Origin of the sequence: Rhizobium sp. K102 (assembly GCF_022385315.1) — a bacterium.
Classification (GTDB): domain Bacteria; phylum Pseudomonadota; class Alphaproteobacteria; order Rhizobiales; family Rhizobiaceae; genus Rhizobium; species Rhizobium croatiense.
On sequence record NZ_CP092435.1, the window covers coordinates 50,366 to 64,240 of the forward strand.

Here is a 13,875-nt window from a genome sequence, read left to right on the forward strand (position 1 = left end):
ACGCGCCAGACCGTCCGTGCGACCGTCGGTCCCGGCGAGATAACCATTCGCAACGAAGAGAAGCAGTCCGAGCTGACGGCGCAGGGCGCGACGCCATCGTTGCAAAACCTCAACCGGGATCCCCAAAAGGCCTACGAAATTACCAAAGACAAACATGCCAGTATCGACTTCTATCTTTCCGACACTAGCGTGAGAGCCGCCCTATCCGCTGGCAAGACAGTAGTTGAGGTTCTCGGTGATCTATTGGACCGGATGGTTGCTGAAGGAGTGAGGAGCCCGGAGCAAGCTGCCTTGTCAAAAGAAATGTTCACCTATCTTGACGACCCCCAAGTCCGTGATCAACTCGAACAGTGCGGCCAACAGCAAGGCAGTATCGATTTCAATATCTTCGACTGGATAATTACCCCCGCATACGCGCAGACGGGCTGCCTGATTTCGCTGCCAAATGGACAGACAAAGCTGTTTACTGCGACGCAGGCGGCGGACTGCCTGTCTGATTACGAGCAAATGACGGGTATTGTCCGTGGGATCATAGGAACCACGGGTGTGGCAGTCGCAGGTTTGGCCGGCGCTATTCTTTTGGTGTCAGCAGGGTCAACAGGGCAAGATATCGATCAAAGGTTTACTGCTGCGGATGGAAGTACGGTGCGGGTTTCCGGTCAAAGTGAGCAACCCGGCCGATTGGTCTTGGTGACCTATCCTGACGGAACCAGGGCAAGCCTTACTATTGAAGTATACGACGATGGCGGCGCCATTTACCTAACCGGCGGGACAATTGGCAATCAACCGATGACAGCGTACATGTTGCAGGACATGCAAATTACGCTCAGCAATGCGGGCATGCCTAACATCGTGTTGAGCCAGAATTCGAATGGAGGTGGTGATCAGAAATATTTCCCGCCACCAAAGACCGCAGAAGGAATACCGGGAATTCCGGATTTGCAAAAGGGAAAGCCAGTTGGCGGCAGGGCGCGGTGGTATGACAGCAAGGGAAACATTTATGAATGGGACTACCAACACGGTAAACTTGAGAAATTCGATAAGTCGGGAAAGAAGCATCTCGGTGAATACGATCCGGTGACCGGGACGCAAACGAAACCTCCTAAGCCTGGACGAACGACACCAAAAGGATGACCTTATGCAAGTTTCGCTTGTTCTAGAGTTGTATGAGAAGAATGGTCAAGTTCTGAAGAATACACTTGATGTAGAATTCAGCGATCTGGAGTTTTTCAGGCGCGTATTATCGGTTCCTGATCAAGATCCATTAATGTACGGGTCATACAAGATAGACAAAATTAGTAACGGCATGATTTTCGACAAGTATGGATTTATGTTGGACGTCGATAGATATGATTGCTATGCGGGATATAGGCAAATTTCGTAATGACGCCCGATTTCCCAACTTTGTCATGGTGTCGACAATGGACGACAAATCTGGGGAGTTGGCGGAGGAGCCGGGCGACGGCATTGGCGGGATTTTCTGTTGCTGACAAAAAGCCCCTCGTCGATACATGCCTTAACGTTCGTCGAGCTTGGATTTGAAGCCAACCTGCAAAAGGGTGCTTTGGTGGTCACTGACCGCGGCGAATTAAGATTTACACCTGACTATTACCTACTCGATTAAATGTCGGGACTATCCTAGAAAAAATCTCAGTCCATTTTCAGCAACGAGGCATCTAGCAGCGTCCCGGAAGGCGGAACCAAGCTGTCTATGAGAAGAATGAGCGATACCCTTCAGTTGCTACTGCAATCAGTCAACCTCGCGGGATATGGAGCATCAGCTCGCTTCCTCGGTTTTTTCGAAAAAGACACCCGATATAAGCCGGGCAGCGAAGAATCCGCCGTCGACTTCTTCATGCGATATTTCAGAAACGATCTTGAATATTTTGTGATTGCATCCTCGGTGCACGCAAACTCTGACGAAGTTGGGCATTACGGCGATGCTGCGGATGACCAGCGAGACGGCAATTTGATAAAGGGCCTTGTGGGGACTGGGCTTATCAAAGAATTTGGTTACAAAGAACGATTTGGGCGTGATCCTAGTTCGCAGGAATATACTGAATCGGTCGAAAGGGAATGGGCGAATATTGCCCTCATGATAGTGCATGGTTTCCCTATCGAAAGTGTAAGATCTTTACTTATCGCAAAGATGGTTGTGTATGGGCTGTATGGTCATTGCTTCATAATCTCACGCGAATGGAATCTGGCTTTTTACCCCCACGATGATTTTGGTTTTGGCGTGATAGGTTTAGGCGACAACGCAAATGTACAAGTCGCACACGATTTTTTGGCGCAGGCGGATCAATTGCCAGGCATGCATTCAATCTTCAGGACGCCGCCCAGCAATTGAGCCGAGCTCCGAAAGTAAAAGAAGGCGGTCTCCAATGTGTCAGCACCAATGGCGGGTTCCTCTGCAAGGGCGAGAAGACGACCTGGACGGTGGTGAACAGGACGTTTTCTACGTTTATTGAGAGGTGTATCGACGAGATACTGCTGGCGCCCTCTCCGGCCCAACCGAAAAGTATATTCAAATTCCTCCGGATAAGCGCTGAGTTTCGCAGTGCCGGGGGCCGCCGATAAGCTTCCATTCGGACAAGAAGCAAACTATGGATCGAGAATATGCAAAGACAACGGTGGATTACCTCTATGATGAAGGAGATAGAGATATAATATTCTTTGGGTTCATCATCGGTGTCGTTAGCTTCGACAGAGAGGATGCCCCATACGAAAAATCTGAAGTCGACAGATTTAACCACGCACTCCGGCTGGCAAATTTCCTGATTTCTGAAGGAGATTTTAGTCCTGGAAAATCCATCCGCCAGGAAAATGGTAACTTTAGAAAAACCTTATACGAAGGTGGATTTGAGGAGTTCCGTCAAGATTTAGAGAATTTATTTGATGGAGGCGGCATCGACAATATCGATCTCGTTGCCGGTCCTTGGTTGATCAAAAACAATATTGGTAAGTCTGCGCCAACCGTCCCGGACAGCATTTCTGAATTATTTGGATGACTCAACCATGGATAAGCCTTTGACCTTGCGCCGTTTAAATGATCCATTTTGAAGTAAGCTCTGGCCCCAATAGATCACACATCGCAGTGCGAAGAAACTCTCCCTGTGATCAAACATGCTTTGTACAAATGACTGATATAACTTTTGACTCGGAAAACGTTTCCTTGGAGCTGGGCTTTCTTGAGCTCGATCCAAACGATCAACGCTCAACGCGCTGGAGCGTCCGGTTGGGTATAAAACATTCCACAGGATGTTTTTCCTACCTCGCGACAGATGTTTGGTTCGATACAGAGATATGGGATCAATTTAGGATCGATCTGTCATCGAAAGAGCCGGAAATCCTCAAGCTTTTGGACATGAGCGAATACTTCTGTTTTGTTATCCAACGCACTGCAACGTGCTTTGAAATTACAATTCAAGTGCATGAGCCGATCACTTCACAAGGAACGATACGCCTCGAAGCTCACTTGAAGAGCGACCTGGATGGGCCGTTTCTTCGCAACTTGGGGGAGGCTTTCGCTGCTTGTCCGAAGTTTTGGTAAGTTGAGCGCCCAAGAAGAATGTCGCCGCGTAGTCGCTCTGCGTTTTGTTTATAGTTGCGAAATCAACGGTGTCGTCCGATACGTTGGCATTACTGACGATGTTGCAAAGCGGGGAATTAAGCACCTGCGATCGAAAGAAATCGTCGTTGCAGAAATTCCTGGTCTTTCTAATTTGTCGAGACAGGATGCCAGGGGCAGTTGAGCAAACTCTAATAAAATACTATGGGCTGGAAAAGAATGGTGGCACGTTAATCAATAAGATTAACTCAATTTCAAAAACAAAGAATCCGACAGCCTATGAGCGGGCTCTGATCAAGGGCGCCACATTACTACGAAACGCAAAATATCCAGGATTCTAAATATGGGCAAGCGCATTAAAATTGGAGACGTAATTCAAATTTTAACGTCGAAGGGAGTTTCCTACGCTCAGGTCACTCATAAGCATTTGCGCTATGGACACCTGCTCCGCGTATTTGATGGATTTTACGCTGACAGACTTGATAATTTTAGCGAAGTGGTTGGCTCTCCTGTTGTTTTCTGCCTTTTTTCCTGTCCAAAAAGCAGTTGACGAAGGCCTAGTGGCAAATGTCGGAAACAGTAGCGTGACCGATGCAAATTCCGTCTTTCCCATCTTTCGGACCAGTGCCCGGGATAGGGACGGGCGGCGGGGGCCTTGGTGGTTATGGAATGGCGAAACGGAAGTGATGCTGACTCGAGGCCTTTCTGATGAGGAAAAGAGATATCCGGTCCACGGTATCATCAGTGCACCCTTGCTGGTTGAGCGAATTGAGAAGGGTTATCGAGCGGAGACTCATGATTTATAGTTTGGCGTCGTCGGATTGTTATTATCGGTGCTTCTGAGTGCGTCCTGAGCGCATTCTGGAAACCCCTAACTCAAATCATGCAGCCCCGTCGTAATCGCCGGTCCGATCGAAAACTTCGAAAACTGCACCCTCAGCCCGCTACGCTCCGGCGTCCAGGCCGTCGGGCCGACCAGCGCTCGGTAGCCGGGCGGAGCCGACGCCGCGCAGGCTCTGGTAGAGTATGGCCAGAGAGATGGTGTAACAGTGGTAATTAAGAGCCTGACCGAAAAAGAGTTGAGTGGAATCAGCCAGTTGTGATTCTGTTTGTTTGCTTAAAATGTTTAAAGATTTAGGCGTGAAGAACATAACTGTAAAGGTGGTGCCAGAATGACAGATAGGCTTATTAGAACCCTAACATCTTGTTTCGCGGAGCTTCTCTTTCAAATAGAGAAAGCCGATGAGGAAATGATAAATAGCGATTTTTCGGTGAAGTTAATGGAGTTTGTTGGGGCTGAATTGCAGGACATCGATGAGAAATCCGCATCGGATCTTCTCGCTATAGTAAAACAGATTGCAGATGCGGAAAAAAACAAAGAAAAAAAAGAATTTCTGAAAAATTTCGCTGAGAATTTTGGCTTGATCGCTTAACAGTCGATTTGAGGGTTCGTGGATCAGAATGCGAATATACGCTTTTTTGCTATTTCGGTTGGCTCTTCTAAAAGGACATCGCGGAGAACCATTATTTTTTATGGGAAAGAAGGTGAACTGCCCCCACTTTCGACCGGACACTCAGCATAAGCAGGAAGGCTCAAGCACAGGCTTGGGGATAAGCTTATGTCTAACGAGTTTCGACAGGTTGACTTGATGACAGGTGACGTCCGGCGGCGACGCTGGACAACGGAACGCAAACTGCAGATCATCGAGCAGGGCTATGCCTCGGGGAGACCGTTTCCTCTGCGGCTCGGCGGCATGGAGTTGCGCCAAACCTTCTCTATCGTTGGCTCAGGAGTGTCGCGCTCCAATCTCACTGAACTTCTAAAGGGCAAAGCAAAGCCTCGCGGGCCTAAAACCGGCGATGCCGAGCTGTGGCCTGCCGTTCGCCGGCGCCGTCATGGCGGGCGGCTCGGTCGATATGAACCTCGGCAATGTCGGCAATCTCGACAATTCCGGCCTGATCGCATCCGCCGGCAGCCTTAACGTCTCCGGCAGCTCCATCCAGGGCAGCGGCACCTTCCTGTCGCGCGGCGACACGGCGCTCAATGCCACCAACGGCATCACGCTGGCCGCCCAGACGATGACGATCGGCGGCCAGAACGTCGTCAAAACCAATGCAGGCGTGACGGCAGGCGGCGCTCTGCAGCTTGCCGGTGGCGGCGATCTGGCGCTGACGGGCGTCAAGGTCAATGCCACAGGCAACGCTTCGCTCACCGGTAAAAACGTAACGCTGGATGCTGCCAAGGTCGACAATAGTGGTCAACAAAATGCCACTGGCACTCAGATCGCCAGCGGCGGGGCCTTGACGATCAAGGCCACCGACAATGTCAACGTCATCGGCAGTTCCGCCAAGGCGGGCACTACACTCGAGGTGACCGCCGACAAGGGTTCGGTGGCCGTGGTCTCGACCGATGTCGCCCGCGACAACCAGTCCGGCTACACTAGGACCCTCTCCACCGATCAGCAGCAATCGCAGCTTTCCGCCGGCACGAATGCGACGGTCAAGGCCGGCGACGACATCCTGCTCTCCGGCTCCTCCGTTAAGGCTGCCGGCAATGTCGCGCTCGGCGCCGGCGACGATATCAATATCACCGCCGCCCAGGAGCACTCGGCATCCACCTTCGGCAAGAAGTCCGCCTCGTCGATCACCCATGTCGGCTCGGAAATATCGGCCGGCGGCGATCTCTCGGTGAAGGCAGGCAACAGCAGCGGCGATCACGATCTCAACATCGTCGGCAGCAAACTCGCCGCCGACGGCAAGATCGCTCTCAAGGCCGACGGCGACGTAACGATCGCCGAAGCCACCGACACCGCGACCCTCGACACCAAGCTCAGCCTCAAGGGCGGTTTCCTCGGCAGCAGCGAGAAGACGACCACGCATCTGGAGACGACGACGGCCGTCGGTTCCGCCATCACAGGCGGTGGCGGCGTCGATATCACGTCGGGCAAGGATACGGTCATCTCGGCCTCGAAGATCGAGGCCGGCAAGGCCGACGGCACCGACCCGGCGGACCTCAACATCAGCGCCGGCGGTGACCTGATCATCGCCTCCGGAATGGATACCAGCGCCAAGGACGATAAGGGCTCGCGCAGCGGCTTCCTGTCCAAGGGTTCGTCCAGCCACAAGAGTTATGATGAGACCACCGTCGCCTCCGAACTCGGCGCATCCGGCAACATCAATCTGACCGCCGACGGCGCGGCGGTGATATCGGGCTCGAAGGCCAATGCCGACGGTTCGATTTCCGTCACGGGGGACAGCGTCTCGATCATCGGGGCGCAGGAAACCCACGAGCTCGAGGAGCAGCGCAAGAAATCCGGCTTCGGCATCGGCGGCGGCGGCGGCTTCATTTCGATCTACGGTAGCCAGCAGAACAAGGGCGCCCAAGCGTCGACGTTGAATGTCGGTTCGGCGCTTTCCGCCGGCGAGGACGTCAATCTCAAAGCTCGAACAACCGACCTGAACATCATGGGTTCGTCCGTCGATGCCGAGAACGACATCAACCTGTCGGCTAAGCGTGACGTCAACGTGACGCCGGGTGCGGAAAGCTTCTCGCAGTCCGAACAGGAGAAGAAGTCTGGCTTCGGCATTTCCTTCGGTTCGAGCGGGGGCGGCTTCTCGGTAGGCATCGGCGCGCAGACGAGCAAGGACAGCTCGGCACAACAATCCGACACCAATGCGGCCTCGATGCTGTCTGCCGGCCGCGACCTCAACATCTCCGCCGGCAACAACGTCAATCTGCAAGCCGCGGGGGCCTCGGCCGAGCGCGATGTCAACCTGTTTGCCGGCAAGGACATCAACCTTCTCTCGGCCGCGGATAAGACCAATTACGAGGAGATTCACGAAAAGACCTTTGCCGGCGTGACGCTCTCCGTTTCCAGCCAGTTGGGAAGTGCAGCCCAGAGCATCATGAACTCGGCCGAGCGCCTGAACGGCGACAGCCGCGTCAATGCGGTCACCAACACCACAATCGCAGCTCTCGGCTTCTATCAGGGCTACCAAGGCCTGAAGGAAGCTTACAAGCAACTGACGGACACGTCGCTCGAGGCGAAAGGCCTCAGTTTCTCGGTCTCGCTGTCGGCTGGTGTCAACCATCAGGAGAACAGCTCTTCCTCGTCCTCCTCGACGCCTGTCGTCACTGACATCCGCGCCGGCCGCTCGATCACCCTGGAGGCTGAGAACGGCTCGATCACCAGCGATGGCGCACAGATCGCCGCCGGCCACGACAAGTTCGGCCTGCCGACGCTCTCTGATGATCCTCTGGCTGGCGACATCTTCTTGTCAGCGGACAAGGGCAATATCAACCTCAACGCCGCGATTGGCACGTCGAATACATCAAGCCAGAACTCGTCCTACAGCTTTGGTGTTGGCGTCGGCTGGAAGTGCGGCACGAAGGTTGGCTGCGGCACGCCTGGCGTCAACGTCACCGGCTCCTACGGCAAGGGCAATGACGGCACGACGGGGCTCACGCACTATAATACCCATGTCAATGGCACCGGCGACGTTACCATTCTCACCAACGACCTCACACTGAGAGGCGCCACCGTTACTGGAAATTCGGTGACCGCCGCTGTCCGCAACTTGACGGTCGAAAGCCTGGTGGACACGGCGACTGCTGAGGCTCGCCAGTTCAATCTCTCCGGTTCGATCGGCTCCGACGGCTTCAGCGCATCTGGCGCAACGCAGAAGGCGACGGGCGACGCCGCCATTGTCTCCGAGCAGTCGGGCATCCATGCCGGCGCCGGCGGCCTTGATCTAACCGTCGACAAGAAGACCACGCTCGTGGGCGGGCTGATCACAAGCCAAGCTTCGGAGGAGCTGAATCATCTCGAAACAGGCACGCTTGAAGTCACCGACGTCGACACCCATTCGCGCTGGAAGGCCGACACCTACGGTGCCTCGATCGGCTCTGGTGGCCTGAGCCTCGCGAAGGTCAACGATGGAGAGAACGAAACCGGCAAGGCCTATTCGGCTATCGGCGGCAATATCGGCATCGCTATCACCGATCCAGAGCGCCAGACGCAGGACATCGGTACGATCCGCCGAGACACTGATAACACTAATACTTCGCTGCCCGGCCTGCCGGATCTGCAAAACATCCTGCGCGATCAGTACAAGACGCAAGCCGATCTGCAGGAAGCGCAGGCGACGATGGCGGGCTTGGTGGCCGATATCGCCAACGACCTGATGCTGAAAGCTACGACGCAGGCGGAACAAGACTTTTGGGGTAAGGATGGAGCCGGGCGAGCTCTACTGCATGCCATTGGCGGCGGAATTCTCGGCGGCGTCAATGGCTGGGAAGGAGCTCTAAAGGGTGCGCTTGGTGGTGCAGCTACCACTATGCTCGGTTCTGCAATCGACAAACTGGTCGAGGGCATGCTCAAAGGCACCAAATATGACGGGACAAAAGAAGGTGCAGCACTTGCCAGGTTGATCGGAGCCAGCTTGGCGGCCGCTATCGGTGGTGCGGTCGGCGGTGGTGAAGGGGCCGCATATGGTGCGGCGAATTATCAGTACAATTATCTTGCGGACAAGGAGCTGTTTGAGGCGGTAAAGGCCCTCAAGGAAGCTGAGGCATGCCAGTCCGATTGCGATGCTGAATGGGCGAAAGTCAGAGGTTACCAGCAGCAGTCACTACAGAATGACATCGTGATGATGGCGGTCTGCCAGCAGAATCCCGCCTCGGACACCTGCCGTTCGATGATCAAGGATTTCCTGAAGTTCGCCTCAAGATTGGATAGGGCAGGCATCGACGTCTTCCCCGATCAGCAACCCGGGGATAGCTCGTTAAATCTGGACTTCGACGCAGATACGCTGGCCCAATTCACTCCGGGCAAGGGCGCAGTCTATCTCGATGTGATCCTTGCTAGATACGTAGCTGACGCTGTCAACAAGGGTGGCTCGATACCGGACGCGATCGAGGGAGCAATGGCCCAGATTGCTCGAACCAATGCGGGCATGTCGGCGATCCTTGAGGTCGCAGGTACGGTCGGTGTTACCGCGCTGTGCAACGTTGGGACGGCGGCGTGTATTGCTGCGATTGCTACAGCGATGAACAGTGCCAACCACTTGGTTGGCTATACGGAAACGCTCATCACCGGCAAGGAAGCCGATAGTCTGCTGGTTTCCCTGCTCAAGAAGCAGAATTATTCGGATGAGGAAGCACAGAAGATTCAGCTTGCTCTCGATCTCGGTCTTATCGCTGCTACTCTCGTAACGTCAGGTGGTGAGGCACTTGCGATACGCTTCAAGGTCAGTGACTCAGCCGATAGCAGCATCCGTTCCGCGCTCAACAATATTGAGCTGAATCCGCAGACAGGAGAATTGTTACCGGCGGCGTGTCGGCGCCAACTAATCCGCTTAGAGCGGATGCTATGACCAGAAACGGCAATCGCATGTTGCTTGATCAGGGTCAGGTACCCACTTGCGGTCATAATTCCTGCGGAATGGTATTGGATACGTTAGGACGGCCTGTTGATGTTGAGGCTTTGATCGCTAAGATTCCTCCAATGGAAGACGGTATTTTCCCGGGAGATGTTGTTAGCCTTTTCAAGGATCAAGGTATTGACGCGAATGTCTTTAGGAATAGAAACGTCGATGATCTCGTCCGCTACACGACCAATGGCACACCGGTCATCGCTCGGGTTTCGGATCCGACGACTGGCTTCTCTCACTTTGTGGTTGTGGATGGAGTGACAAAGAGAAACGGCATAGAAGTCGTCGCAATCAGAGATCCGCACGGACAGCAATATTTCAGTCCAAGAACAACATTTTCCAAATATATGGCTGAAGTGATTGTTCCAAGGAGCCCATGATGAATGTAGAACTTATTATCATCAAGAATCTTCTGACCGAAACATTGTTTGCGCAGCGAGGTATACCCTGCTTGTGCCGCATCCGCGGTCCCGAATTCGAGATCGCTTTCGTCGACCCGCTACCTGCGGCCAATGGTAAGGTGAGCGATTGGGACCACAGAAAAATAGATGAACGTGCGCCGGCAGGGGTGGGTGGAAAATATACGCATTACTGCTTTGGGACAATTAGTCTTGCGCCACTTGGGGATGACAAATATCAGGTTGTAGATCTAGCCTTTTTTAATCGTAGTGTAGGGTGGTGCCCTATCGTGATCGACGGGGAGTACGGCCCGATTGGCTCTTTCTGGGACGAGGAAGAGTAGACATCGCCGTTGACCGCAGCTACGAGCGCACACGTATTCTGACAGACGATTAACTGGGAAGCATCCACAGTTGTTTAATAGGCTTCTGCGTCCCTTCCGTCCGAAGCCGCCAAGGATTGGCGTGAAGGTGCTTGTTAATCGTTGTCTGCCTACCGTGGAAAAGGCAGTAAACTCCAACATGGACCACGCGGTAGATCGAGCAGTTGAGAGAGGTATTTTCGAAAGTGCTGCAGAGGTCCGCGAGGCCTACAAGCAGCTCTCTGTCGATATTTCCGACCGCTAATCCAAGCGTTGTTCCAACGAGTCCTACGGCGGGTGCCCAATGACAGATATGGATAAAGAAGCCATCGAATTGTGAAACCGCACGACGGTATGCCTCGTGCAGGCATTGCTCGGGACAATTTCTCCAAACTTTAGGCTTGTGGCTTTGGGAAACCTGGGTGGGCGATGGCAACTTAGATTCGTCCTCGAGCACGAAAGCCTGGAAGATCGAGAGGAGATTGAGGATATAGGTAGCCTGTTAGAAAGTATGATCAAAGAGTCTACATTGAAAGCAGGAAAATAGCTTCCATAAGGGTATCGGCTAGGATGCCTTCACGCCTCTAGCCTAGGAACACGCCTCTAGCTTAGGAAGCAGTCTAATTGACCATCGAAGAACGCGACCCCCCAGGCGAAGGTCCTCAGAGGAACAAACCGGCCGCAACGCGGCTATATGCGATCCTCGCGCGGGCAGCGAGAACGGGTGTCATATTCCGTCGCGGACCGAGCAAACAGGTGCAGCTAATTCGTTGGGACCTGCGCAACGACACTTTTGAACATGGGCAATGGTTCAAGGGACGCATCTACGAACGACGTTGCGATCTTTCGCCGTCCGGCCGACTGCTCGTCTATTTCGCGGCGACAAACCGCGCGCCCTACGGAAGCTGGACAGCAATATCAAAGCCCCCATTCTTCACCGCGTTGGCCCTTTGGCCGAAGGGGGATGCCTGGGGTGGTGGCGGCATTTTCGAGGATGAAGAAACACTGCTTTTGAATCATTCCCCCGAGTGGGAGGCCAGCTTCAAACTCGCCGATGGATTCCGGCTAAAGCCGGGAATGCATATCAAGCCGTGCGGGAAGCGGCCAGGCCGCGGTGAGGACGAACCGATCAATGGCCTCCTGCGCGAGCGCGATGGTTGGCGGGTGATCGAGATCGGTGAAGGGCAGTACTGCGGTTTGAATGCGGCCGCATTTTTTCGCTTTAGCCAGCCGCACGTTGAGGAAAAGGTCGGTTTTAACGGTCGGCGGCTCCAGATGATCCTCCTCGCGATCGGTCGTAGGCAAAAGGCGTGGTACGGCCTGGATTATCGCGTGATTGATCGCGGCGGAACCCTGCTCATCGATCTCCCTGAGACTGATTGGGCGGATTGGGACGGCGGCGACCTTGTGTTTGCCCGGGGTGGTTGCATCTACCGATTGTCGAAAAGCCAATTCCGATATTATGCCGACAAGCGCGAAGATGCCTTTCAGCGCCTGTGTGATTTCAGGGATGCCCGCTTTACTGCTGTGGCGCCCACGCCCGCTGCACTCCAATATTGATGGAGCAGGCGGTTCAAAAAAGCCGAGATACTCGCTGCCGGATGAAAGTTGAGTGGCTGGACAGCCGGTAAACGGTTTGTGTTTCGTGCAATGCCGAATTCCTCATGGATAGGTGAGTTGCTCGGATTATTTCATAGATTTAGCGCTCAAGCCCCGTGAGGTGCGTATGGAAGTTGAGAAACAGCTGATCAAGCTCATAGGTGATTTCACCGGACGCCTGCCCGAGGAATATATCGGCGAATACATATCCCTTGCGAAGCACAATGAGTGCGCAGTCGCATTGGAAGATCTATGCACGCCATTGTACGAGCATGACGTGGTGCCGGCTCCAGGGGAACTGATCACCATTCGGGAGCTAGCCGAGGAAATGAACCTGGAGGAGGATACATGGCACTTCCTCAGGCATTCGAATTCGTGAGCTCAGTGCAAGGGCGACAACAGTGAACAAACTTCCAAACTGGCTTGTCCTCAATATCTGGCGAAATCTACTGGGAGAGATTTACCCAGCGATTAGGGCCATCGCCGTCGAATTCGATGAAAAGGCTCTTCTCATAAGATATTACCTTGAGCGTGAGCCAACTGAGTTTGATATCGAAAGCGCGGAAGTATTATCCACAAACGTTTTCGCCTCTGCCGGACCGGAACTGATCGAACGTATCGATACGGAATGTTCCTACGCAACGCGGCTTTTCAAAGATTTGGACGCATTGTCTGGGTTTGTATATTGCCGTCGAGAATACGACATGCCCGAGTGAGGATGGCTGTGTCTCCTGTTCCAGGTGGTGCAGTCGGCATGAGGCGCTTGAATGCGTCACAGCGTTCCTCAACTCAAATCATGCAGATCCGTCGTAATCGCCGGTCCGATCGAAAACTCCGAAAACCGCACCCTCAGTCCACTTCGCCCCGGCGTGCAGGCGGTCGGCCCGACCTGGTATCTGTCGGCGATTGGGAAGGGCGCTAGCCGCAAGAGCGGCCAGAAGCTCCCGTCGTGCGAAGCCTGGATGCGCAGGGCGCCGGCCGCCAGGGTGACGCGGATGTGGAAGTCCTCGAGTTCCTTGAAGGGTTGCGACACCGACCAGTCGGACCTGCCGTCGGTGACGACGGTGCTGAGGAAGGCTTCGCCGTCGGTGAATTCGACGCCGGTTTTGACCCAGCGTGTTTCGTCGAGGCGCACCATCAGGCCGGCCTGGTCGTAGAGGGTGCGGAACTCGCCTTGTATGCGGATCTGCGCGGTGAAGCTCTCGGTGGTGGGAAAGGCGAGGAAGTGGCCGCTGTCGCGGGTGAAGCCGTAATAGGTCTCCCGCCAGAAATCGGTCTTCTCGCCTGTTGTCAGCGTCAGGCGGGTTGCGTCGGCCTGCCAGCTTTCCGGTTCGTTCAGCCATTTTCCGTCGTTGAAATCGATGTCCATTCCATCCTCGCTCTATTGAAGCCGTGGCGCTGCCGACTCTTCGCGCCCGCATAATGCGCGAGCTTCGGGCAGGCGGCCAGCCGCACATGCGGTTCGGCGCTGTTTGCCGCTGCGACCTCGTCTCACGACATAATCCACGGCTTC

General features: G+C 54.2%; 11 protein-coding genes and 4 pseudogenes. 13 read left to right on the plus strand and 2 right to left on the minus strand.

The window, feature by feature from the left end; translation table 11 throughout:
* Nucleotides 1-909 precede the first annotated feature (909 nt).
* The 5 genes and pseudogenes from MHI61_RS04185 to MHI61_RS04205 form a co-directional block, all read left to right on the plus strand.
* Nucleotides 910-1,134: pseudogene (locus MHI61_RS04185) on the plus strand (colicin E3/pyocin S6 family cytotoxin); the annotation flags it as partial.
* A gap of 586 nt (nucleotides 1,135-1,720) precedes the next feature.
* Complete coding sequence (locus MHI61_RS04190; protein WP_239789648.1) at nucleotides 1,721-2,350, plus strand: hypothetical protein; 630 nt, start codon at nucleotides 1,721-1,723, stop codon at nucleotides 2,348-2,350.
* Nucleotides 2,351-2,606: 256 nt separating this feature from the next.
* Nucleotides 2,607-3,011: a PTD012 family protein gene (locus tag MHI61_RS04195; protein ID WP_239789649.1), complete on the plus strand. Its 405-nt coding sequence runs from the start codon at nucleotides 2,607-2,609 to the stop codon at nucleotides 3,009-3,011.
* A gap of 164 nt (nucleotides 3,012-3,175) precedes the next feature.
* Nucleotides 3,176-3,553 (plus strand): hypothetical protein, encoded by a 378-nt coding sequence (locus tag MHI61_RS04200; protein ID WP_239789650.1) that lies wholly within the window; start codon nucleotides 3,176-3,178, stop codon nucleotides 3,551-3,553.
* A gap of 361 nt (nucleotides 3,554-3,914) precedes the next feature.
* Nucleotides 3,915-4,121 (plus strand): hypothetical protein, encoded by a 207-nt coding sequence (locus MHI61_RS04205; protein ID WP_239789651.1) that lies wholly within the window; start codon nucleotides 3,915-3,917, stop codon nucleotides 4,119-4,121.
* Nucleotides 4,122-4,442: 321 nt separating this feature from the next.
* Here the strand turns inward: MHI61_RS04205 and MHI61_RS04210 are convergent.
* Nucleotides 4,443-4,547: pseudogene (locus MHI61_RS04210) on the minus strand (DUF1349 domain-containing protein); the annotation flags it as partial.
* Between the two features lie 196 nt (nucleotides 4,548-4,743).
* Here MHI61_RS04210 and MHI61_RS04215 point away from each other — a divergent pair.
* The 8 genes and pseudogenes from MHI61_RS04215 to MHI61_RS04250 all read left to right on the plus strand — a co-directional run bounded on the left by MHI61_RS04215 (nucleotide 4,744) and on the right by MHI61_RS04250 (nucleotide 13,078).
* Nucleotides 4,744-5,004, plus strand: a complete 261-nt coding sequence (locus MHI61_RS04215; RefSeq protein WP_239789652.1) for a hypothetical protein — start codon at nucleotides 4,744-4,746, stop codon at nucleotides 5,002-5,004.
* A 186-nt stretch (nucleotides 5,005-5,190) separates the two neighbouring features.
* Nucleotides 5,191-5,460: pseudogene (locus tag MHI61_RS04220) on the plus strand (transposase); the annotation flags it as partial.
* A pseudogene (locus MHI61_RS04225) lies at nucleotides 5,456-9,106 on the plus strand (hemagglutinin repeat-containing protein); the annotation flags it as partial. The pseudogenes MHI61_RS04220 and MHI61_RS04225, both read left to right, overlap by 5 nt.
* Before the next feature lie 836 nt (nucleotides 9,107-9,942).
* Nucleotides 9,943-10,383 carry a C39 family peptidase gene (locus MHI61_RS04230; protein WP_239789653.1) on the plus strand — a complete coding sequence of 147 codons (441 nt, stop codon included), beginning with the start codon at nucleotides 9,943-9,945 and terminating at the stop codon, nucleotides 10,381-10,383.
* Nucleotides 10,383-10,745 (plus strand): hypothetical protein, encoded by a 363-nt coding sequence (locus MHI61_RS04235; protein WP_239789654.1) that lies wholly within the window; start codon nucleotides 10,383-10,385, stop codon nucleotides 10,743-10,745. Before MHI61_RS04230 ends, MHI61_RS04235 begins: the two co-directional genes overlap by 1 nt.
* Before the next feature lie 642 nt (nucleotides 10,746-11,387).
* Nucleotides 11,388-12,323: a hypothetical protein gene (locus MHI61_RS04240; protein ID WP_239789655.1), complete on the plus strand. Its 936-nt coding sequence runs from the start codon at nucleotides 11,388-11,390 to the stop codon at nucleotides 12,321-12,323.
* Between the two features lie 166 nt (nucleotides 12,324-12,489).
* Nucleotides 12,490-12,741 carry a MafI family immunity protein gene (locus tag MHI61_RS04245; protein ID WP_239789656.1) on the plus strand — a complete coding sequence of 84 codons (252 nt, stop codon included), beginning with the start codon at nucleotides 12,490-12,492 and terminating at the stop codon, nucleotides 12,739-12,741.
* 22 nt (nucleotides 12,742-12,763) lie between these two features.
* A complete protein-coding gene (locus MHI61_RS04250; RefSeq protein WP_097588476.1) occupies nucleotides 12,764-13,078 on the plus strand; it encodes a colicin in 315 nt (104 codons plus the stop codon).
* Between the two features lie 68 nt (nucleotides 13,079-13,146).
* Here MHI61_RS04250 and MHI61_RS04255 read toward each other — a convergent pair whose 3' ends face one another.
* Nucleotides 13,147-13,731 (minus strand): DUF1349 domain-containing protein, encoded by a 585-nt coding sequence (locus MHI61_RS04255; protein WP_239789657.1) that lies wholly within the window; start codon nucleotides 13,729-13,731, stop codon nucleotides 13,147-13,149.
* Nucleotides 13,732-13,875: the final 144 nt, after the last annotated feature.